The organism is Roseateles sp. (genome assembly GCF_039595295.1).
In the GTDB taxonomy this organism is placed as follows: Bacteria; Pseudomonadota; Gammaproteobacteria; order Burkholderiales; family Burkholderiaceae_C; genus Roseateles.
The window spans coordinates 137,245-158,414 of the sequence record NZ_JBCNLU010000004.1 but is presented as its reverse complement, the minus strand read 5'-3'; the positions used below and the strand labels follow the sequence as shown (position 1 = coordinate 158,414).

Annotated in this window: 21 protein-coding genes; 13 read left to right on the top strand and 8 right to left on the bottom strand. The window is 69.2% G+C overall.

Translation table 11 applies throughout. The features are described from left to right. Positions 1–10: 10 nt before the first annotated feature. From ABDW59_RS05030 to ABDW59_RS05005, 6 genes are all read right to left on the bottom strand, one after another. Positions 11–508, bottom strand: coding sequence for a type VI secretion system tube protein Hcp (locus ABDW59_RS05030; protein WP_343628413.1), 498 nt, complete (start codon positions 506–508; stop codon positions 11–13). A 175-nt stretch (positions 509–683) separates the two neighbouring features. Continuing rightward, entirely contained in the window at positions 684–1,163 is a 480-nt protein-coding gene (locus ABDW59_RS05025; protein ID WP_343628412.1) for a type VI secretion system tube protein Hcp, read from the bottom strand. Positions 1,164–1,314: 151 nt separating this feature from the next. Continuing rightward, positions 1,315–2,814 carry a type VI secretion system contractile sheath large subunit gene (gene tssC / locus ABDW59_RS05020; RefSeq protein WP_343628411.1) on the bottom strand — a complete coding sequence of 500 codons (1,500 nt, stop codon included), beginning with the start codon at positions 2,812–2,814 and terminating at the stop codon, positions 1,315–1,317. Positions 2,815–2,860: 46 nt separating this feature from the next. Then, positions 2,861–3,370 carry a type VI secretion system contractile sheath small subunit gene (gene tssB, locus ABDW59_RS05015; RefSeq protein WP_343628409.1) on the bottom strand — a complete coding sequence of 170 codons (510 nt, stop codon included), beginning with the start codon at positions 3,368–3,370 and terminating at the stop codon, positions 2,861–2,863. 88 nt (positions 3,371–3,458) lie between these two features. After that, positions 3,459–4,511 carry a type VI secretion system protein TssA gene (gene tssA, locus ABDW59_RS05010; protein WP_343628407.1) on the bottom strand — a complete coding sequence of 351 codons (1,053 nt, stop codon included), beginning with the start codon at positions 4,509–4,511 and terminating at the stop codon, positions 3,459–3,461. A gap of 120 nt (positions 4,512–4,631) precedes the next feature. After that, positions 4,632–5,366 carry a response regulator gene (locus ABDW59_RS05005; RefSeq protein WP_343628405.1) on the bottom strand — a complete coding sequence of 245 codons (735 nt, stop codon included), beginning with the start codon at positions 5,364–5,366 and terminating at the stop codon, positions 4,632–4,634. Positions 5,367–5,652: 286 nt separating this feature from the next. On the opposite strand from ABDW59_RS05005, the gene ABDW59_RS05000 reads away from it, so the two are divergent. The 6 genes from ABDW59_RS05000 (at position 5,653) to ABDW59_RS04975 (ending at position 11,953) form a co-directional block, all read left to right on the top strand. Further along, a complete protein-coding gene (locus ABDW59_RS05000) occupies positions 5,653–6,003 on the top strand; it encodes a response regulator (protein ID WP_343628404.1) in 351 nt (116 codons plus the stop codon). A 14-nt stretch (positions 6,004–6,017) separates the two neighbouring features. Continuing rightward, a complete protein-coding gene (locus ABDW59_RS04995; RefSeq protein WP_343628403.1) occupies positions 6,018–8,219 on the top strand; it encodes an ATP-binding protein in 2,202 nt (733 codons plus the stop codon). Positions 8,220–8,295: 76 nt separating this feature from the next. Next, the gene (locus ABDW59_RS04990) at positions 8,296–8,967 is read left to right on the top strand and encodes an ATP-binding protein (RefSeq protein WP_343628402.1); all 672 of its coding nucleotides are present in this window, start codon (positions 8,296–8,298) and stop codon (positions 8,965–8,967) included. Then, positions 8,964–9,605 carry a response regulator transcription factor gene (locus tag ABDW59_RS04985; RefSeq protein WP_343628401.1) on the top strand — a complete coding sequence of 214 codons (642 nt, stop codon included), beginning with the start codon at positions 8,964–8,966 and terminating at the stop codon, positions 9,603–9,605. Before ABDW59_RS04990 ends, ABDW59_RS04985 begins: the two co-directional genes overlap by 4 nt. A gap of 384 nt (positions 9,606–9,989) precedes the next feature. Next, positions 9,990–11,312 carry a hypothetical protein gene (locus ABDW59_RS04980; RefSeq protein WP_343628400.1) on the top strand — a complete coding sequence of 441 codons (1,323 nt, stop codon included), beginning with the start codon at positions 9,990–9,992 and terminating at the stop codon, positions 11,310–11,312. Further along, a complete protein-coding gene (locus ABDW59_RS04975) occupies positions 11,309–11,953 on the top strand; it encodes a hypothetical protein (RefSeq protein WP_343628399.1) in 645 nt (214 codons plus the stop codon). Before ABDW59_RS04980 ends, ABDW59_RS04975 begins: the two co-directional genes overlap by 4 nt. 176 nt (positions 11,954–12,129) lie before the next feature. On the opposite strand, the gene ABDW59_RS04970 is transcribed toward ABDW59_RS04975, so the two are convergent. Both ABDW59_RS04970 and ABDW59_RS04965 read right to left on the bottom strand, forming a co-directional pair. Then, entirely contained in the window at positions 12,130–14,136 is a 2,007-nt protein-coding gene (locus ABDW59_RS04970) for a bifunctional diguanylate cyclase/phosphodiesterase (RefSeq protein ID WP_343628398.1), read from the bottom strand. Positions 14,137–14,157: 21 nt separating this feature from the next. Further along, positions 14,158–15,726: a methyl-accepting chemotaxis protein gene (locus ABDW59_RS04965; RefSeq protein ID WP_343628397.1), complete on the bottom strand. Its 1,569-nt coding sequence runs from the start codon at positions 15,724–15,726 to the stop codon at positions 14,158–14,160. Positions 15,727–15,872: 146 nt separating this feature from the next. Here ABDW59_RS04965 and ABDW59_RS04960 point away from each other — a divergent pair, with 146 nt between their 5' ends. The 7 genes from ABDW59_RS04960 (at position 15,873) to ABDW59_RS04930 (ending at position 21,119) form a co-directional block, all read left to right on the top strand. Next, positions 15,873–16,730: a thymidylate synthase gene (locus tag ABDW59_RS04960; RefSeq protein WP_343628396.1), complete on the top strand. Its 858-nt coding sequence runs from the start codon at positions 15,873–15,875 to the stop codon at positions 16,728–16,730. 40 nt (positions 16,731–16,770) lie between these two features. Beyond that, on the top strand, positions 16,771–17,028 hold the full coding sequence (locus ABDW59_RS04955; protein ID WP_343628395.1) for a hypothetical protein: 258 nt from the start codon (positions 16,771–16,773) through the stop codon (positions 17,026–17,028). Continuing rightward, positions 17,009–17,788: a zeta toxin family protein gene (locus tag ABDW59_RS04950; RefSeq protein WP_343628394.1), complete on the top strand. Its 780-nt coding sequence runs from the start codon at positions 17,009–17,011 to the stop codon at positions 17,786–17,788. The genes ABDW59_RS04955 and ABDW59_RS04950 overlap by 20 nt, the downstream gene beginning before the upstream one ends. Positions 17,789–17,930: 142 nt before the next feature. After that, complete coding sequence (locus ABDW59_RS04945; protein ID WP_343628393.1) at positions 17,931–18,233, top strand: antibiotic biosynthesis monooxygenase; 303 nt, start codon at positions 17,931–17,933, stop codon at positions 18,231–18,233. A gap of 37 nt (positions 18,234–18,270) precedes the next feature. After that, positions 18,271–18,774 (top strand): dihydrofolate reductase, encoded by a 504-nt coding sequence (locus tag ABDW59_RS04940; protein ID WP_343628392.1) that lies wholly within the window; start codon positions 18,271–18,273, stop codon positions 18,772–18,774. Between the two features lie 84 nt (positions 18,775–18,858). Further along, on the top strand, positions 18,859–19,437 hold the full coding sequence (locus ABDW59_RS04935; RefSeq protein WP_343628391.1) for a DUF4337 domain-containing protein: 579 nt from the start codon (positions 18,859–18,861) through the stop codon (positions 19,435–19,437). 140 nt (positions 19,438–19,577) lie between these two features. Then, complete coding sequence (locus tag ABDW59_RS04930; protein WP_343628390.1) at positions 19,578–21,119, top strand: hypothetical protein; 1,542 nt, start codon at positions 19,578–19,580, stop codon at positions 21,117–21,119. Positions 21,120–21,170: the final 51 nt, after the last annotated feature.

Here is a 21,170-nt window from a genome sequence, read left to right as displayed (position 1 = left end):
CGGGTGACGCTCAAGTGAGATCGTCATTGAAGGTCGTGGTGCCGCCCGCCTGGCCCTTGGCGCTCTGCGGGCGGTACTCGACCGCGACTTTCTGGAAGCTCATCGAGATGCGTTCCACCGGCGCGCCGTCGGGGCCGCACTCGACGTCGTAGGACGCGATGCGGGCCTTCTCCAGCGTCAGGCAGAAGTAGTCCTCCTGCTCGCCGCCGGCCTTGCGCAGAAAGAGCTTGGCGCTCTTGACCTCATCGTTGGTCGCCACCGCGCTCATCAGCGCGGTGCTGGCGGTGTCCAGCCCCTTGACGATGCTGAGCTGGCGGTAGCTGCGGCGCCCGGCGGCCTGTCCGGCCACGGCGTCGCCGGCGGCGCCCACGCCCCAGCTGAAGCCCTTGACCACGATGTCCGAGGCATGGCCCGCGGCGCTGGATTCGCCCTTGACCTTGCCGGCGCGCTTGAGCGACAGGTCCAGATACATGTCGGCGCTCTGCGCGCCCTGGGTCAACGAAATCATTGCTGGCTCCGGCATGGACAACGGATGACGGCGGCATCGAGCGAAGGCGTGATCAGCTGATCAGGCGATCACGGGCTCGCATGCGCGTGGCACCGGCATTCGTGGTCCGAGCGCGGCGCGCCGGCCCCGTGGGGACGTCGCGCCGCGAAGGCTTTGGCGTGATCGGGGATCGCGCTCAGCGGGTTTCGGTCGTGGAGACGTTCCAGCCGAACTTGACCGCGCCACCCAGGCCGCCCTTGGCGTCTTGGGCCTTGTACTCGAACTCGATGTCCGCATAGGACAGCGACACGGCTTCATTGATGTCGCCACCGGTGGCGCCGGACGGGGCGACCGAGGTCACCAGCACCTGCTTGAGCGTGATCTTCAGGAAGTCCTGCTGGCCTTCGCCGGCCTTGCGGCAGGTCAGCACCGCCTGGTCGAAGTGCTTGCCCGAGGCGCAGGCCTTGGCCAGCACCGGGGAGGCCTTGTCGAAGTAATGCGAGAACACGAACTGGCCCGGGATGCCCTTGCCCTTGCCCGAGCCGCTGCCGGCGTTGGCGGTGCTCTCCTGGTGCACGTCCCAGGACCAGGCGAGCACGTCGATCTCGCCCTTGTGGTCCTTGTGGGTGGATTCGCCTTCGACTCCGGCGAACTTCAGATTGGCGTCGATCGTCATGGTCGGTTTCTCCTAGAAAGACTCTGTGAAACGGTCTCCGCGTCGACGCCTGTCGCTTGCGAAAACCGGGGGTGAAGAGAACTGCGCCTTCGAGCGCTCCCTTGGACGCGTCGCGCGTCGTCGCGCGCGATTTCTTTTGAATCGGTTCCGGTCACTTGCCCTTCTCGGAGGGCAGCTTGGACACCAGCCGCAGCGAGACGGTGAGACCCTCGAGCTGGTAATGCGGACGCAGGAAAAACTTCGAGGTGTAGTAGCCCGGGTTGCCGGGGATCTCCTCGACCAGCACTTCGGCGGCGGCCAGCGGCTTCTGGGACTTCGTCGTCTCCGAGGAGTTGGCGGGGTCGCCGTCGACGTAGTTCATGATCCATTTGTTGAGCCACTTCTCCATGTCGGCGCGCTCCTTGAAGGAGCCCACCTTGTCCCGCACGATGCACTTCAGGTAATGCGCGAAGCGGGTGCAGGCGAAGAGATAGGGCAGGCGCGCGGCCAAGTTGGCATTGGCGCTGGCGTCGGCGTCGTCGTACTCGGCGGGCTTCTGCAGCGACTGGGCGCCGATGAAGGCGGCGAAGTCCGAGTTCTTGCGATGCACCAGCGGCATGAAGCCGTTCTTGGCCAGCTCGGCCTCGCGGCGGTCGCTGATGGCGATCTCGGTCGGGCACTTCATCGCCACGCCGCCCTCGTCGGTCGGGAAGGTGTGCGCCGGCAGGCCCTCGACCGCGCCGCCCGACTCCACGCCGCGGATGCGGGTGCACCAGCCGTAGGTCTTGAAGGACCGATTGATGTTGGCCGCCATCGCATAGGCCGCGTTGGCCCAGGTGTAGCTGTTGTGCTCGCCGCCGCCGGTCTCTTCCTCGAAGTTGAATTCCTCGACGGGATTCGTCTTCGCGCCGTAGGGCAGACGAGACAGGAAGCGCGGCATGGCCAGGCCGATGTAGCGCGCATCGTCGGACTCGCGCAGCGACTTCCAGGCGGCGTACTCGGGCGTGCCGAAGATCTTGGTCAGGTCGCGCGGGTTCGCGAGTTCCTGCCACGAGCCCATCTGCATCAGCGAGGGGTTGGCCGCGGCGATGAACGGGGCGTGCGCCGCGGCGGAGACCTTGGCCATCTCGCCCAGCAGCTCGACGTCGGGCGGGCTGTGGTCGAAGTAGTAGTCGCCGACCAGCGCGCCGAAGGGCTCGCCGCCGAACTGGCCGTACTCCTCTTCATAGACGCGCTTGAACAGCGGGCTCTGGTCCCAGGCGGTGCCCTTGTAGCGCTTGAGCGTCTTGCCCAGTTCCGCCTTGGACAGATTCATCACGCGGATCTTGAGCTGCTCGTCGGTCTCGGTGTTGTTGACCAGGTAGTGCAGGCCGCGCCAGGCGCTCTCGAGCTGCTGGAACTCGGGGTGGTGCAGGATGGCGTTGACCTGCTCGGACAGCTTCTTGTCGAGCTCGGCGATCATCGCCTCGATCGACACGACGACGTCGCTGCCGATCAATGCGGTCTGCGACAGCGCCTGCTGGGCGAGCGTCAGCACCGCCTGCTCGACGGCGGACTTGGCCTCGTCGGTCTTGGGCTTGAACTCCTTGTTCAGCAGCGAGGCGAACTCGCCGCCCTGGTACTCGATGCCCTGCAGCGACGCCGAGGGTTGCGCGAGGATCTCTTCGGCCATGGTGTGTGCTCCGGTGGTCCGTGTGTCTGCTTGAGCGTCGCGCCGCTTACTGCGCGGCGTCGTCGGCGGGCTTCTGGGCCGAGGCCAGCGACTTGAGCAGCGCCTCGTCCTTGACGACCTTGGCGATCAGCTGCTCGGCGCCGGCCTTGCCGTCCATGTAGGTGATGAGGTTGGCCAGTTGCTGGCGGGCCTCGAGCAGCTGCTTCAGGCCGTCGACCTTGCGCGCCACGGCGGCGGGCGAGAAGTCGTCCATGGACTCGAAGGTGATGTCCACCATCAGGTTGCCCTCGCCGGTGAGCGTGTTGGTCACCGGGAAGGCGACGCGCGGCTTCATGGCCTTCATGCGGGCGTCGAAGTTGTCGACGTCGAAATCCAGGAACTTGCGGTCGGAGACCGGCGCCAGCGGCTCGGTCGGCTTGCCCGACAGGTCCGAGAGCACGCCCATCACGAAGGGCAGCTGGACCTTCTTCTCGGCGCCGTAGAGCTCGACGTCGTACTCGATCTGCACGCGCGGGGCGCGATTCCTGGCGATGAACTTCTGGCTGCTGGTGGCCATGGGGTGCTCCTTGAAGCGTGGATCGGTAAGCGTTGAGGGAACGAAGGATCGGGACGGAGAATCGAAACGAACGTCGGATCAGGCGGGCTCACTCGCTCGGCGTGCCGGCGAGCTTCTCGATCTCGTGCACGCCCTCGGGATTGAGGTCGCGCATGATTTCCATGAAGGACTTGCTCATCAGCCGCTGCGCCCGGCGGATCAGCAGCGGCGCTGGATTGCTGGGCTCGTGGCGCTCGATCCATTCGCACGCGCGTTGCAGCGCGCGCACCGCGTCGTCACGGCTGTTGATGGCGGCGGGATTGAAGGCCGGTTGCGCCGTCGTGCCCGCGAAGGCGCCGAGCGAGACGGAGCCCTCGACGCCGCCGGTCATGCCGCTCATGCCATCGGCGCCCTGCCCGGCCGGCGTCGTTTGGCCTTGCAGCTGCGCGCCCGCCACGGCCAGCGGCTTGAGCAGGCGTTGCAGGGAGGTGAAGTCGAGTCCTTGTCCAGGGCCGAGGTGGGCCTCGATCGCGGCCTGGATGGCTTGCACGGTGGGCAGGCCGTCCTGCAACCGGGTGGCGAAGGCAGGATCGTCGGCGGCTCGCGCGGCCAGGCCGTCCATCAGGCCCTGCGCGGAGGGCACAGGCTCGTCGGTCATCGGTTCGGCGTTGCCGAGCGCCAGCTCGACGTCGCGGACACGCGGTCCGCCGCGCTGGCCGGTGAGGCTGGCCGCCCGCAGGTCGCCGAAGACCGCGATGTCGCTGGCCAGCGGCTGCAGCGCGTTCAGGCGCATGGTGGGATCGTCGTGGTCGTCGGCGTCGAGCTGCGGGTGGACGTGGGGCCAATGGCGCTCGAGCAGGCCGCGGATGAGGGACAGGCCTTGCAGGGCGGCGCCGTAGCCGTGCAGGCGGGCGCCGCTGCGCACGAGCCAGACGGCGACGCGCAGGTCGCGGGTGCGCAGGGAGAGCGCGAGCGCCTGCTCGTGCACGGCGGCCCAGTCGGGCTCCTCGGCGGGGATGATGGTGTCGCCGTACTGCTGCTCGGGCTTGCCCGCGCCGGCCTGCTGCATCGCGAGGAACGCGCCGTCGTACTCCAGGTCGGCGCCACACGGGGCGTCGTCCTGGAGGGGGGCCAGCAGGGAGTCGATGTCGAGGTCAGCCATCGCGTCAGAGGCGCACGGTCGGTTGCATGACGTGGACTCTAGAGACAGCGGTTTCGACGCGCAGTGGTCGAAAGTCACTTTGGGCCGCGCTGGCGGGCGCGGCCTAGGGATTGCCAGCCCCTACTCCAGCACTTCGACCGTCACGCTGAACACATACCCCGCGCCGCGCTCCGTGCAGATGTAAGCGGGCTCCGCCGGATTGCTCTCGATCTTCCGCCGCAGCCTCAAGATCTGCACGTCGATGGACCGGTCATACACCTCCGCCCCATGCAGCCGCGACAGATCCAGCAACTGATCCCGCGACAGCACCCGCTGCGGCGCCGAGCAAAAGGCCTGCAGCAGATTGAATTCCCCGTTCGACAGCTCGACCCGCCCCCCATCGGGCGCCGTCAGCCGGCGGCTGCGCAAATTGAGCTCCCACCCATCGAAGCGATACCCGCGCCGCTCCGCGTCCCTTGCCGGCGACGCCTCCCGCATCAGCTGATAGCGCCTGAGCACCGCCCGAATCCTTGCCAGCAGTTCCCGCGAGCTGAACGGCTTGTTGATGTAGTCATCGGCCGCCAACTCCAGCCCCATCACCCGGTCCGCCTCATCCATCCGGCCGGTGACGATGATCACCGGCACCTGGCTGGCCTCGCGCAGCGAGCGCGCCAGCTGCATCCCGTCCTCGCGCCCCAGCCGCAGATCCAGCAGCACCAGGTCCACCAGCTGCGACTGCAACACCCGCTGCATCTCCACCCCCGACTCGACCGCGGTCACCCGCAGCCCGTGCTCGGTCAGATAGTCGACCAGCAACTCGCGGATGGCCGGATCGTCGTCGACGGCAAGGATGTGGGCAGGCGTCTGGGCGTTCATCGGGAAACGGGGGGACGGAAAACTCGGAGCGGCGCAAAGCTATCACGTGAAGCGCACGTTAAGAAAGCCGCGACCGGGGTGGCCCGCATTACAGCTGTAATCCAGGAAATCCGGCGGTAATGATGACGGAACACCAAGGCGCCCCAATACGGTCAGCCCCTTCTCCGACACCTCGCCCTTTCCGACCCGCCCGCGACGCGCGCCCTGACACGGCCCGCGATCCTCGGTCCGGAAGGCGCGTCCGGGTATCCCCCGGACGGGAGAGCCGACAACGACTTCCCCGCCGATGCTCACCGCCGTAGTTCTTGACGACAATCCCGCGATCCGCGAACTGATCTCCGAGTGGCTCGCCGCCGCCGGTCACCATGTGATGGACGCTCGACCCACCGCCGCCGCCGCGGTTCATCTGGTGCTGCTGGACCTGCCCATGCTGCGCGACAGCGTGCGCACGCTGGTCGGCCGGGTGCGCGCCACCTACCCCGACGCCGCCTTGCTGGGCCTGTCCACGCAGGTCGCGCAAGCCCTGCCCGCCTCCTCCCCGACCGCCCGCGAGCTGGGGCTGATCGGCCTGCTGCCCAAGCCCTGCGGGCGTGAGGAGCTGCTCGCCGCCATCGCCCAGTTGCCGCGCCGCTCATGAAGCTCGGCCGGCCCTTGAGCGAGACTCGGGCGCTGCGCCGCTGGATCGCGGGCGTGGGCAGCGGCGTGATCGTCGCCTTCGCGGCATCCTCGGCCTACGACGCCTGGCGGCTGCATCAGCAGGTCTCCCAATCGACCGCGCGGGAGCTGAGCAACCTGGCCCGCGCCCTGTCCGAGGAGGCCGAGCGCAGTCTGCAGGCGGTGGACCTGCTGCTGACCGACACCTCGATCTGGTACCGCGACACCGGCGCCAAGCTCGATCCGACCGACATCGAGACGGCGTTGCGTACCCGCGCCTCCGCCACGCCGCAGGTCAGCGTGCTGACGGTGACGGACGCCGCCGGCCTGCAGCGCTTCCGCTCGCGCCCCACCGGAGAGCCGCTGGCCGATGTCTCGGACCGGCCCTACTTCCAGGCGCAGCGCGACTCGCGCAGCGCCGGCATGTTCATCAACCCGCCCATCGTGACGCGCTCCGAAGGTCGGCCAGCCCTGGTCGTGTCGCGCCGGCTTGAAACGCCGGCGGGTCACTTCGCCGGCGTGGTCACCGCCATCGTCACGCTGGACGAGCTGCGCGAGGTCTACGACGCCATCGACCTGGGCACCGCCAGCGCGCTGCTGCTGACCTTCGACGACGGCCGCCTCGTGGTGCGCCAGCCGCCGGACCCGCGCGCGGATGGGCGCGTCTTCCACGACCTGAGTTCCGCCCAGACCACCGAGGCCCGCGTCGAGCTCAGCCCGGTCGACGGCCGCAAGAAGTACATCGTGTCGCTGCCGGTGTCGGACCGGCCCCTGGTGATGTCGGTCACCAAGGACTTCGAGGATGCGATGGCCCCGTGGCGGGCGGAGATGTGGGGGCTGGTCGGCCGCACCCTGGTGCTGGCGCTGGTGGGCCTGTTGACCATCAGCCTGCTGCTGCGCCAGCTGCGCCGGGTCGAGCGCGACCAGGCCGCGCGCGAGCAATTGGAAGCGCAGCTGCGCCAGGCGCAGCACATGGAGTCGCTGGGCACGCTGGCCGGTGGCATCGCCCACGACTTCAACAACATCCTCGGCGCCATCCTCGGCCACGGCGAGATGGCCCAGCGCCGCGCCGGCTCCGACGCCGATCTGAACCGGCACCTCGACCGGATCATGCAGGCGGGCGCGCGCGCCAAGCTGCTGGTGCGGCGGATCCTGGACTTCAGCCGCAGCGGCGTGCACGACCGCAGCCTGCTCAATGTCGATCAGGCCGTGGAGGAGGCGCTGCAGCTGGTCGTGCCCACGCTGCCGCCGGCGGTGACGCTGGAGCTCGCCCCGCGCGCCGGCTCAGCGGGCATCCTGGGCGACGTGCTGCAGATGCAGCAGCTGGTGAGCAACCTGTGCAGCAACGCGGTCGGCGCGATGCCCGAGGGCGGCCGGCTCGCCATCGAGGTCGACGCCCGCCTCATCGAGCGCCGCGTGCTGCTGAGCCATGGCGCGCTGCCCCCCGGGCGCTACGTCGAACTGCGCGTGACCGACACCGGCACCGGCATGCCCGAGGCGGTCTACGCCCGCATGTTCGATCCCTTCTTCAGCACGAAGGCGGTTGGGGAAGGGACGGGGCTGGGCCTGTCGGTGGTGCACAGCATCGTCAGCGACATGGGCGGCGTCATCGACGTGCGCACCGAGCCCGGCCGGGGCAGCAGCTTCGCGCTGTGGTTCCCCGTCGCGGGCGAAGCGCCGCGCCAGTCCCGGGATCGCGAGGCCGTGGCCCCGCCGCGCGGCGAGGGTCAGACCTTGCTCATCGTGGACGACGAGGCGCCGCTGGTGGAGTTCGCCGAGGAGCTGCTGGCCGAGCTGGGCTACGAGCCGGTGGGCTTCACCGACAGCGCCGCGGCGCTGGAGGCCTTCGAGCGGTCGCCGGAGCGCTTCGACGCGGTGCTCACCGACGAGACCATGCCGGGGCTGAGCGGTGTCGAGCTGACGCGCCGGCTGCTGACGCTGCGGCCTGGGCTGCCGGTACTGGTGATGAGCGGCTATGGCGGCGAGGAGCTCGAGGCCAAGGTCGCCGCGGCCGGCGCGCGAGCGCTGGTGCGCAAACCGCTGAACGCGACCGAGCTGGCGCAGGCCGTGGCGGCGGTCGTGAGCCGGATCGCGCCGGCATCCGCATCCGCATCCGCATCGGCAGGATCGGACGATCGGCTTGGATCGCCTCCCTCGTCCGCCTCGTCCGCCTCGTCCACGAGGGCGGTGGACCGCTGATGGCGCGGTTTCATCTGAAATACAAGGCGGGCGCGGAGTAACTCGGCGGTAGCGGTCGACGCGGACAGTGCGATTCATGGACACGATGCTGCACACCCCGACGCCGCTGGCCCCGCCCTCCCCGGCGAGCCTGGCCCGCGAACTGCATGACGACCTGGGCCAGCGCCTGACGGTGCTGCACTGGGAGCTGCACACGCTGCAAGACCGGCACGTGCCGGGTACGGCGCTGAGCAACGCGCTCAAGCGTCTGCGCGGCGAGGTCGAAGGCGCGCAAGCGGTGCTGCGGGGCGTGCTCAACGGCCTGCGCGCCGAGGCCGTCGGTGCCCGGCTGCCACATGCGCTGCACGCCATGATCGAGCGCATGGGCCGGCACTGCGCCGCCGTCATCCCGCCCGCGCCCAAGCCGGTGCTGCATCTGAATGTCGAGGCGGTCTCGCTGGACGACGACCGCGCGCAGGAGCTGCTGCGGTTGGTGCAGGAGGCGGTGATGAACGCGATCCGGCATGCTCAGGCCCGGCACATCCAGGTCAGCGTCAACGCCTCGCCGAGATTGCTGGCGATCACGATCGCCGATGACGGCTGCGGCTTCGATCCGCTGGGCTCGCGTCGCGCGGACGCCTACGGACTGGTGGGCATGCGCGAGCGCGCCGAGCTGTTGCGGGCCAGCCTGACGCTGGAATCGGAGATCGATCGCGGTACGCGCATCCGCATCGCCTTGCCGCTGATGCCGCGGGAGTCGGCGCAATGACCCGGTTGCTCATCGTCGACGACCACCTGCTGGTGCGCGAGGGTTTGCGGCGGCTGCTCGAGCACCATCCGACCCTGAGCGTCGTGGCCGACGCGGCCGACGGCAACGCGGCGCTGGCGCTGCTGCGCACGACGGGCGTGGATCTGGTCGTGGTCGACATGGCGATGCCGGGGCTGTCGGACGTCAACCTGATCACGCGGATCCGGGCCTATCACCCGGGCGTGCGCATCGCCGTGCTGACGCTGAATCACCGGCTCGCCATGGCGCAGCGCGCGCTGAACGCCGGGGCGGACGGCTATCTGACCAAGGACATGGGGGCCGAGGAACTGACGACCTCGCTGGTGCGGGTCGCCTCGGGCGAGCGTGTCATCAGCCACCTGGTGGCGGAGGCGCTGGCGCTCGAAGCGTTGTCACCCAAGGCCTCGCACGAGGCGCTGAGCGCGCGCGAGCAGGAAGTGCTGGAGCTGCTGGCGACCGGCGAGTCGGTCGGCGCGATCGCGACGCGGCTGGGCATCAGCCACAAGACGGTCAGCAGCCACAAGGCGAATCTGATGTTCAAGATGGGCTTCCACTCGGTGGCCGATCTGGTCTGCTACGCCCTCGAGCGCGGACTGCGCGACACCTGCCCCAGCGTGTAGCGCGCCCACACCCGCTCTCCCTCTCGCTCCCTCTTCCGCAGCGCGCGAAAGGATGCAGGACGCTCTTGCCCTTCTTCCGCAGCGCGGGAACGCGGGTAGGACGCTCTTACCCTTCTTCCGCAGCGCGGGAACGCGGGTAGGACGCTCTCGTCCCCCTCTCCCGCGGGGCGGGAGAGGGCTGGGGAGAGGGTGGGAGCGTGGCAGTCCCCCCAGCCGCGAGGCCGCCGCACGCTGACCCCGAGCCGGCCGCCGCCCAGACCTGACCAGCCCTTGCCGAGCCCCAAATCCGCGCCGCCCGATGGTCACGACGGCGCCGTCACGGGATGCTGACGCAGTCTCCCGCCCCTTGGTCCGCTGCCGGAGCGCTCCTCAGCGCGTCACGCCATGCCCGTCCTGTCCGCCCTGCCCGCCACGCCGCCGCCGCGCGATCCGCCGCCCGAGTCCGAGGCGGCTTTCCCATTTGCGCCGGCCAGTCCGCGCTGGGCCCATCGCGCCGCGATCGGCCTGTTGGCCGTCCTGACCCTGACCACGCTCGTCGCCTTCCGAATCGACCGTGACCCGCCCCGCGCGGAGCCCCTGCCGGCCTCGCGCCGCGCGACCTTGCTGCTGAGCATCAGCGACGGCCTGCTCACCGCGCCGCTGCGCATCATCGACGAGCGCGTCGAGGGCAAACTCACCGGCCCTCAAGCCGCCAACGCGCTGCAGGCGAGCGCCGAGCGCGCCCGCGCCGCGTTCCGGCAACTGAGCCTGCCGCCCCCCACGCCTCGCTCGTCGCCCTCCTCGCCTTCGATCCCCGTGGCGCCGATGTCCCCCGCGATGGCCGCCGCCAGCGCCTCCACCGCGGCGCAGCTGCACTCGTTGTCGATGGTGCTGGAGCGGCTCTCCAACAGCCTGCGCATCGACGACCTGGACGGCGCCCGTCGCGTGGCCGCGACCCAGCTGGCGCCGGCCTCGGCCGAGCTGGAGCGGGCGCTGTCCACTTTGGCCGCCGCGCCCGCGGAGGCCGAGCAACAGCATCGCCTGTGGGCCGAGGATCACGAGGAGGCGGATCGGATGCTGGTCGACGGCGCGCTCGCGGCAGGCTGGGTGTTGGCGCTCAGCCTGCTGTGGGTCTCGGCGCGGCTGAGACGCCAGACCGAGCGACTGGCCGTGCCGCAACCGGCGCTGGACGACGCCGCGTGGCGCGATTGCCTGCGCCTGGGCACCGGCGATGCGGCGCTTGAAGGCGTCGCGACCGCGCTGGTGCGGGCGGGCGTCGCGGACCTGGTCTGCGTCGCGCGCGCCGTCGTGGCGGCTGAGGGCAGCTCCGAGCTGGTGATCCGGCAGCTCGCCGCGGGTCCTGCCGTGGCGGCGCCGCCGTGGCCGGGCGATCCGCTGCTGCTGCCGGGGCGATGGAATCTCATTCGCACGCTGCGCAGCGGGGAGCCGGTGATGCTCGGCGAACAGCTCTCCGATCTGGGCACGACCTTCGCCTGGCCGGGTTGCCCGGCTTGCGCACGGGCCCTGTTGCTGCCGCTGTGGCGAGGACCGGTCTGGTCCGGCTGCCTGGCGGTGTTCACGCAATCGACCGACCTCCTGACGCCCGAGACCGTCGCGCGCCTGCGCGGCGTGGCGGATGCGATCAGCACCGCCTTGGGCCGCGCGGGGACGCAGCTTGCCGCCGTCGCGCCGGGACGCGACGCCAACAATCAGGAGCTCACACCATGACTGCGATCGCTTTCGACACCTTTTCGTTACGGGCGCCGGGGCGCGGGCTGTTGGCGGCGGGGATCGTCCTGGGGATCGGCATCGCGAGCTTCGGGGATGGGGGCGGCGATGTAGATCGGGTCATCGACGAGGACTTGCTGGCGGTGCATCGGCTCGACCGGCTGGACAGTCTGATGGACGAAGCCGGCGAGCAGCTGATGCGGGCGCGCGTGGCGCCGCGGCTGGAGGCGGAGGCCGGACCGCGGGGGGCCTTCCATCGGGTGACCGCGCTGGGGTACCAGGCGGAGCAGACGCGCGCGGACATGCTGGTGGGCGCGCGGGGGACGTCGGGGTTCGAGGCGGTGGCGACCATGGTGTCGGCGGATCGTCGGGCCTGGGCGCTGGTGGCGGAAGAGAACGAGCAGTTGCGGGATGGGGCGCCGCTGTTGGCGTCGCGGCTGCATGAGAGCGGCGAGGATCAGGCCTTGGATGGCGCGCTCGTGGCGCGGCGGGGGCTGAGGGCGCGGGCGTTGATGAATATGGCGGAGGCGGCGAGAGAGGCGTCGATGCGGGCGGCGATCGCGGCAGTGGGTGGCGTCGTTGCGGCGGGCTTGCTACTGGTCGGGGTGATGAGGATGGCGGGGGGACGCGGGCGGGGTTGAATGGTCGGTGGGGTGAAGGTCTCGCTGCCTGCGACGGCCCTCACCCCAACCCCTCTCCCACTTCATGGGAGAGGGGCAATGCAAGCCGAGCGCGGTGGGAGCCCCTCTCCCGCTGCGCGGGAGAGGGGTTGGGGTGAGGGCCGGGCCACACAGCGAGCCCCCCCTCCGCCCATCCCTCAAGCCGCCATCGACGCAAACACCAGCCCCATCGCCGGCGCCACCTGCCCGGCCGGCGCGGCCGCCGGACTCGCGACTCCCACGGGCATCTGCTGCCGCGCCAGAAACTCCCGTGCCTGCTCCGCCGTCAGCGGTCTCCCATAAAAGAACCCCTGAATCTCATCGCACCCCATTTCCACCAGGCGAGCCCGCTGCTCCGGCGTTTCCACGCCCTCCGCCAGCACGGTCAACCGCATGTTGTGAGCCAGGCTCACCACCGCCTGCACGATGCACGACTCGTTCATCCTCGGATCCAAGCTCATCCCCTTCACGAAGGCCTGGTCGATCTTGAGTTTGTTCAGCGGAAACCGCTTCAGATACGCCAGGCTCGAGTACCCCGTCCCGAAGTCGTCGATCGCCAGCGCCAGCCCCAGCCCGCGGAGCTCATGCAGCACCGCCAGCACCTTGTCCGGATCCTGCATGGCCGTGCTCTCCGTGAGCTCGATTTCCATGTGCCTCGGATCCACCCCCGACGCCGCCAGCCCCTGCCGGATCTGATCCACGAAGCCGGGCTGCTGGAACTGCCGCATCGACACGTTCACCGCGACCACCACCGGCTCGCCCTCACGGCCCTCGTTCCACTCGCGCGCCTGACGGCAAGCCCGCTCGAACACCCAGGCCCCGATGGGCACGATCAACCCTGACTCCTCCGCCAACGGAATGAACTCCGCCGGCGACACCAAGCGCCCCTCATGCTGCCACCGCAGCAGCGCCTCGAACCCTCGCAGCTCGCCGCTCGCCAGATCCTGCTGCGGCTGGTAATGCAGCGTCAGCTCCCCGCGCTCGATCGCACGCTGCAGATCGGCCTCCAGATCCAGGCGCTCCAGCGTCTGCGTCTGCAGATGCGCCGAGTACGGCACCAGCTGATCCCCGCCCGCCCGCTCCGCCGATTGCAGCGCGGCATCGGCCTTGCGCAGCAGGGTCTCGGGATGGCCGCCGTCCTCGCGGCTGTCGACCGCGCCCAGGCTCATCGTCAGGAAGACCTCGTGTCGCCCGAGCCGGAACGGCCGTGCCAGCTCCTCACGCAGCCGCGCCACGGCACCCGCATGCGGCCCCTCGCCCTCGTACAGCACCGCGAAGGCCGCCCCATCCAGTCGATGCAAGGCGCCGCCGCCCGACGCGGCCGCGACATCCAGCCGCCGGCCCACATTCAGCATCAGCTGATCCGCATGCCGATGCCCCAGGCTGGCCACCACGCGCTCGAAGCGGTCCAGCTTGCCCACCACCAGCATCAGCGCCGCGTCCTGCCGCGCGACCAGCCGCCGCTCCAGACTGCGGCGATGCGGCAGACCGGTCAGGGGGTCGTGCTCCGCCTGATGGGCCAGCACATCCTCCGACCGCAATCGCGCCCAGACGTGGTGAATCATGAACAACGCCGTCAGCGCCGTGATCAGGTTGAAGACGTGGATCAACGTGCCGATCTGATCCAGGCGATGCGTGGTGCGCTCGCTGGCCTGATAGACGGCGTCCTCGATGACGGCCTGCAAGGTGTCGATGTCGACGCGGACTTGATTCGTCAACCGATTGAGGTCGAAGAGCACCGCCTCCGCGCGCTCGGCGCGCGGGCTGTCCGCCACTGCGTTGAATCGCGGCGTCAGCGCGAGGATCGCGTCCAGTCCGACGCGCATGCGGGCGATGGCCTCGGCATGCGCGGGCTGCTCCTGGAGCAGGCTGAGCGCGGCGTCCATCTCGCGACGGGTCTCCCGCTCCAACATCAGGAAGCGGTCGTGGGTGATGGACGCGGCGAAGTACTTGTTCATCGCCAGCTGATGCTGGAGCAGGGCCGACTCGAAGTCGCCCAGGTGGTGCAGCAACGGCACCTTGTCGCGCAGCAAGGGGGCGGCGTCGCGACGGATGGACGCGGTGATCCAGTCCATCGCGACGGACATGCCGATGCTGAGCGCCACCAGCGCGGTCAGCAGACCGAAGACGCTCCAGCGATACGCGCGGCCGACAGCGTGATTCATGACGAGCTCCCGGCGGTCGGTTCAAACGTGGGCGGTGCGGAAGACCGACACGGCGCGGTGCAGCGCATCGGCGCGTCCGCGCAAGTCGTCGACCGCGCTGGCGCCCTGCTCCACCAGCGAGGCGTTCTGCTGCGTCACGTCGTCCAGCTGCGCGACGGCCTGCCCGACCTGGCTGATGCCGACGGACTGCTCCGCGCTGGCATGGGCGATCTCGGCGATCAGATCGCTGACCTGCCGGACCTGCGCCACGATGTGGCGCATGGTCGTGCCGGCCTCGGCGATCACGACACCGCCGGACTTCACCGCCGCGCCGCCTTCGTCGATGAGCTGACGGATCTCCCGGGCGGAGTCGGCGCTGCGGGCGGCCAGACCGCGCACCTCGCCGGCCACGACCGCGAAGCCGCGGCCCTCGTCGCCGGCGCGGGCCGCCTCGACGGCGGCGTTCAGCGCGAGCAGATGCGTCTGGAAGGCGATGCCGTCGATGACGCCGACGATCTCCGCGATGCGGCGCGAGCGCGCCGAGATGCGGTCCATCACGGCGATCGCCTCATCCATGCGCTCGCCGCCCTGGCCGGCGGCCGCGGTCGCGGCATCGGCCAGACGGGTCGCGCGCTCGGCGACCTCGGCGTTCTGGCGCACGGTGGCGGTGAGCTGTTCCATGGTCGCGGCGGTCTGCTCCAGGCTGACCGCTTGGCGCTCGGTGCGATGGCTCAGATCGGCATTGCCGGCGGCGATCTGCGTCGACTGGGTGGCGATGGCCTGGGAACTCTCGCGCACCGTGGAGACGACGGCGCTCAGGCCCTCGTTCATCGCCTTGAGCGCGCCCAGCAGGCGGCCGGTCTCGGCGCCGTCGGCGTCGACGGCGATGGGCGTGGAGAGATCGCCGCGAGCGACGGTCTCCGCGATCGCCACGGCCTGATGCAGCGGCTGGACGATGGATCGGGTGATCAGCCGCGCCAGGATCAGCGCGCCGACGGTCATCGCGCCAAAGATGCCGATCAGCAGTTGGCGCGCTTGGGCGTAGCTGGTCTCGCCGGCCTCGGCGGCGGCGCCGACCAGCGCGGTCTGGCGGTCCTTGAGGGCGTCCAGATCCGCCATGGTGCGCAGCTGCGCGGCGCGCAGGTCGCCCACCAGCAAGGCGCCCGCCGCTTCGCGCTGGTGGTCCTTGACCAGCGCGATGAAGCGTTCCTGCAACGGCAGGTAGGCGGCGAAGGAATGCTGCAGGCGGGAGGGATCCAGCACGGCATCGCGCAGGGCGGGATGGCGCTTGAGGGTCTCGATGCCGGCGGCGATCTCGCGGGTCTGGCGCTCGCTGTCGGCCAGGGCGGCGGCGATGCGGGTCTCGTCCTCATAGATGAGGGCGTTGCGCAGGCTGCGGGCGACGGCGTTGACCTGATCGGTCATGTCCACCAGTTGGCGGACCAGCGGCAGGCGCTGCTGCTCGATCTGGCGCAGCGAGGCGCTGACGGCGGCGAGCCGCGTCACGGCCACGCCGGTGGTCACGGCGGACAGCGCGATCAGCAGCAGGAAGACGCTGGTCAGCCGGGTGCCGATGCCGAGCGACTTGTAGAAAGACTGGATGGAATGCATGGGAACCCCTCGATCGCCGTGGTGGTGGTGTGGTGGCGGCGTGGGGTGGATGTTCAGATCCTGTGATTGACGACCTGTTACGGCGCGGGGCGGATCGCATTACAGACGTAATGGGGGTCGTCATCGACCGCCTAGAATCGCGCCCCATGACCGCCCCGCACGTCCCTGCCGCCCCCGTCCCTGCCGATGCCTCGACCGCTCGCCCCGTGCGAAGCCAGTACGAGGACTTCATGCGCCACGTCTTCGAGCACGGGGTGGCGAAGGGAGACCGGACCGGGACGGGGACCCGCAGCGTCTTCGGGCATCAGATGCGTTTCGACCTGAGCGAGGGCTTCCCGCTGGTCACGACCAAGAAGGTGCATCTGAAGTCCATCATCCTGGAGCTGCTGTGGTTCCTGCGCGGGGACTCCAACGTCAAGTGGCTGCAGGAGCGCGGCTGCACGATCTGGGACGAGTGGGCGCGCGAGGACGGTGACCTGGGTCCGGTGTACGGCGTGCAATGGCGCAGCTGGCCCAAGGCCGGTGGCGGCCATGTGGACCAGATCGCCGAGGTGGTGAAGCAGCTGAAGACGAATCCGGATTCGCGCCGGATCATTGTGTCGGCCTGGAACGTGGCGGAGCTGGACCAGATGGCGCTGATGCCGTGCCACGCGTTCTTCCAGTTCTACGTGGCGGACGGCAAGCTGTCCTGCCAGCTGTACCAGCGCAGCGCGGACATCTTCCTGGGCGTGCCCTTCAACATCGCGAGCTACGCGCTGCTGACGCAGATGCTGGCGCAGCAATGCGATCTGGAACTGGGCGACTTCATCTGGACGGGTGGCGATTGCCATATCTACTCGAATCACTTCGAGCAGGTGCGGACGCAGCTGGCGCGGGAGCCCTTCCCGTATTCGACGATGCGCATCAAGCGCAAGCCGGCCTCGATCTTCGAGTACGAGTACGAGGACTTCGAGCTGGTGGATTACCAGCATCACGCGGCGATCAAGGCGCCGGTGGCGGTCTAAGGGCTAGACTCCGACCTACGCATTACTGAAAGTCGACGCCATGTCCCGCCGCCCCGAAGACCTCACCGAATCCGCGATGCGCGCCGCCGAGCGCCGCTTCCCGGAGCTGGCTGCCAAGGCAGGCCACGAGGCCTACAAGGAAGCACTGGCCAAGACGGGTGCCGTGGTGGTCGCGACCAGCAAGGGCCAGCTCGTGAAACGCATGGCCGATGGCACCACGACGGTTATCAAGGATCTGCCGCCAGGCAAGCGCGTCAAGGTCGGTCTTGTCCTGAAGCGTGTCAAGCAAGCTGCCTGAATCCAGGAAGATCTCGCAGCCCCGGCTGCGCGTTCTGGCCGGCCCCAACGGTTCCGGCAAGAGCACCATCAAGCGCGAGTTGAAGCCCCAATGGATCGGGGTGTTCATCAACGCCGACGAGATCGAGCGCACGCTCAAGGAATCCGAGGGTGTCCTTGACCTGACGGCGCTGGGCATCGCCCGGCCGCCGGCCAAGTTGCTTCAGAGTCTCGAAGCACACATCCGCAGCTCAGCCTTCGCCGCCCAGTTGGGGCTTCACGCCCTGCTCGGACGGCTCAGCATTGACGCATCGCTGCGACTACGCGTCCCGCCCCCTTACAACTCGTACCTGGCTTCCGTGCTCGCGGATGCGATTCGGCACGAGCTGCTCGACGAAGGGCAAACCTTCACCTTTGAAACCGTCATGTCGTCACGCGACAAGATCGACTTCATGCGCGAAGCGAGGGCGCGCGGGTATCGTGTGTACCTCTACTTCGTCGCCACCAACGATCCCGGCATCAACATCGACCGGGTCCAACGCCGTGTGAAGCTGGGCGGACACCCTGTCCCGGCCAACAAGATCCGGGAGCGCTACACGCGCTCGATCGCGCTGCTCACCGAAGCTGCCGACGCATCGCATCGCGCCTACGTGTTCGACAACTCCGGTGCAAAGCACAAGTTGCTGGTTCAGGTCGTCGACAGCGAACGCATGGAAGTGGAGACGGCCACGCTGCCCCGATGGTTCCTGCGGACGGACCTCTGGCGATCGTTCGACGCCTAGATCCATGTCCTGGGCCGCCGGCGGAACACGCAGGCCGTTGCTCGCACACCACCTGCGTCCGTTTCGGGTGCAATCGCGGATCCGACCCGGCGCGCCAAGACGCTGCGGCGCCCGCTTACCCGATCCCCGAAGGCCCCTCCCCATGATTCTCGAAGTCGCCCCGCTGTCCGTCCGCGCCGGTCAGGAGTCCGCGTTCGAAGCCGCGTTCCTGCAAGCGCAGAAGATCATCTCGACCATGCCGGGCTATCTCGGCCACGAGCTCCAGCGCTGCATCGAGCGCCCCGGCGAGTACATCCTCCTGGTCCGCTGGCAGACCCTCGAGGACCACGAGATCGGCTTCCGCAAGTCGCCCCAGTACCAGGAGTGGAAGGCCCATCTGCATCACTTCTATGAGCCCTTCCCCGTCGTCTCGCATTACGCGCCCGTGTCTGGAGCAGCCGGCTGACCCTACACTCGCGGCCCTGCACTCGCCGTACGCCGTCATGCCGCATCTGACCCTCATCGCCGCCCTGGACCGCGCCCGCGGCATCGGCCGCGACAACGAACTGCTCGTCCGTCTGCCCGAGGACATGGCCCGCTTCAAGGCTCTCACCCTCGGTCACACCGTCATCATGGGCCGCAAGACCTGGGATTCCATCCCGGCCAAGTTCCGCCCCCTGGTGCAGCGACGCAACCTCGTGCTGTCCCGCCAGCCCGGCCTGACCCTGGACGGCGCCGAGGTCTTCACGACGCTGGACGCCGCCCTCGCCGCCTGCGGTCAGGACGAAGCCGTCTTTGTCATGGGCGGTGCCCAGATCTACGCCGAGACCCTGCCCCGCGCCGACGCGTTGGAGCTCACCGAGCTCGACCAGCAATTCCCCGCCGACGCCTTCTTCCCCGCCGTCGATCCGGCCGTGTTCGCCGAGGTCTCGCGCGAGCGCCATCACAGCCCGGCCGAGCGCGGCCACGGCTGGAATTACGACTTCGTCCGCTACGAGCGCCGCTGAGCGCCGACGAGCCCGAGCGCCGCGCCTATTGAAGCGGTCGCCGACCGCCCCACATTTCCGACTCTCCCCGTCCCTGGAGCCCGTATGTCCGGCAACCATTTCCACGTCCACGGCCCGCACGACCACGAGCTCGAGCACGCCGCCCAGCAATCGCCCAAGGGCCTGGCCGGTCAGCTCGCGGTGATCACCGCCATCCTGGCCACCCTCGGCGCTTTCTTCTCCTACATGGGCGGCGCCACGCAAGCCAACGCGGGGCTCTACAAGAACAACGCCGCGATCACCAAGACCGAGGCCGCCAACCGCTGGAACTACTACCAGGCCAAGAGCAGCCGCCAGAACCTGTCCGAGCTCGCGCTGGACCTGGCCAGCGACGAGCAGCAGAAGGCCAAGTACCGCGACAAGATCGCGCGCTACGAGTCCGAGAAGGCCCAGATCAAGACCGAGGCCGAGAAGCTCGAGGCCCAGTCCACCGAGTGGGACCGCAAGAGCGACGAGCAACTGCACCTCCACCACCGCTGGGCGCAGGCGACCACGACCCTGCAGGTCGGCATCGCGCTGGCCGCCATCGCGCTGCTGACGCGCCGCCGCTGGATGGAATACGCCACCCTGGGCGCCGGCGTGCTGGGCCTGGGACTGGGCATCGCCGCCTGGCTGCACATCTGACGCCATTCGCCCGCGCGCGACGGCGCGCCAACGCCTCCCCTACAGATTCTTGACGGGTTGCCGATAAGCCGGAGACAAGCAACCCGCCGCGCGCACGGCCGTCAGAGCCGCGCCGGAATCCGCCGCCAGGGAGGCGCGTCATGAACGTCATCGCATCGGGGAGTGCCAACTACCTCGAACGCATCACCGCCAGCCGGCAGATGCAACAGCAGCGCGCCGCCGCCTCTCGCAGCAGCGCGTCCGCCCTCGACTACGGCGGCGCGAACACGCGCGTCACGCTGGGCGGCAACTCGGCCAACGGCAGCGTCTACAGCAAGCCCGGCGCCGTCCGCAACGACGTCGCCAGCCAGATGTCGCTCAACCTGAACGGCAGCGGACTGGCCAATCGCTGGCGCGGCCTGGGCGGCGCACTGCTGAATCAACTCTCCGAGACCGGCGAGAACTTCAAGCAATCGCTGACCGAGTCGCGCCCCACCGCTGCGGCGGCAGCGGGTGACGCCGCCGGCGCCGCGGCGGCCACGGATGCTGCCGCAGCGACCGACGAGGCCAGCGGCGTCCTGACCGGCGCGGCCACGGTCAGCCTGAAGATCCAGACCCGCTCCGGCCAGACAGTGGAGCTCAAGATCGCCTCCAACGACGGCGGCCTGGGCACGCGGGGACTGGAGGTCGAGGTCAACAGCTCCGGCCCGCTCAGCAGCGCCGAGAAGGACGCCCTCGCCGATCTGGCCGACGGCCTGGATCGGGCGCTCGACGGCCTGGGCCAAGGCGCGCCCGCGCTGGATCTGTCCAAGCTGATGAATGTCGACAGCAGCGTGATCTCGGGACTGGATCTCAAGGTCGAGGATCCCAAGGGACTCTTGCCGAATGCGGCACCGGGCTCGCTCGGCTCCTTTGCGCTGCATCTGGGCGCGGACAAGAAGAGCATCGAGATGAAGGGCGTCAACGGCGACCTGTCGATCAGCGTGGACGCCACGTCCAAGCTGGGCAGCGGCGGCGCGGCGCAACGCTACTCGGCCATCGACAAGATGCTCCAGCAGATCGACGCGGCCGCCGAGCGCGGCCATGCGGATCCGCAACTGGCCGCGACTTTCAAGGCCGGCTTCCTGCAATTGCAGGCGCCCTCGGCCGAGCAGGGCCGGCAGGACGGCGGCAGCTCGGACAAGTCGGAGCGCTCGCGCCATCTCGCGGTGTCCATGCTGGTCGACGACGAGTCCAATCCGGCGATGTCGCCGTCGCTGAGCGACGAGGTCGGCAAGCTGCGCAGCGGCCTGGCGGACTTCGATGCCAGCTTCTCCGGCGACACCCAGAAGACCAACAAGTACGGCGCGGTGAAGGAACAGGGCCACGCCGCCTACGCGATCAGCCAGCACACGAGCATGAAGCCGGGCAGCGGCGGCGAAGGCCAGTCGGTCACCGAGACCCAGCACGAGAAGCTCACCGCCAACTTCCTGCGCACCCGCACCACGATGCTGGACCCCAGCAGCGGCAACTACGACTCGACGCGGATCAACGACGAGAAGACGATCACGACGCTGATCGAGACCGCGAAGAACGGCATCTCGCGCGCGCTGCGCAAGACGGACGAGCAGCAGTCGCTGATCTTCGATTCCTTCGAGAAAGGCCGCTCGACCGTGCACCGGGAGACGCCGGTGAATCGCAGCTATGTGGAGCGGCTGCGCTGAGCCGCACTCGCGGCGGGGCTCGGAGCAGGGGAATGCGCGGGATGAGGTGAA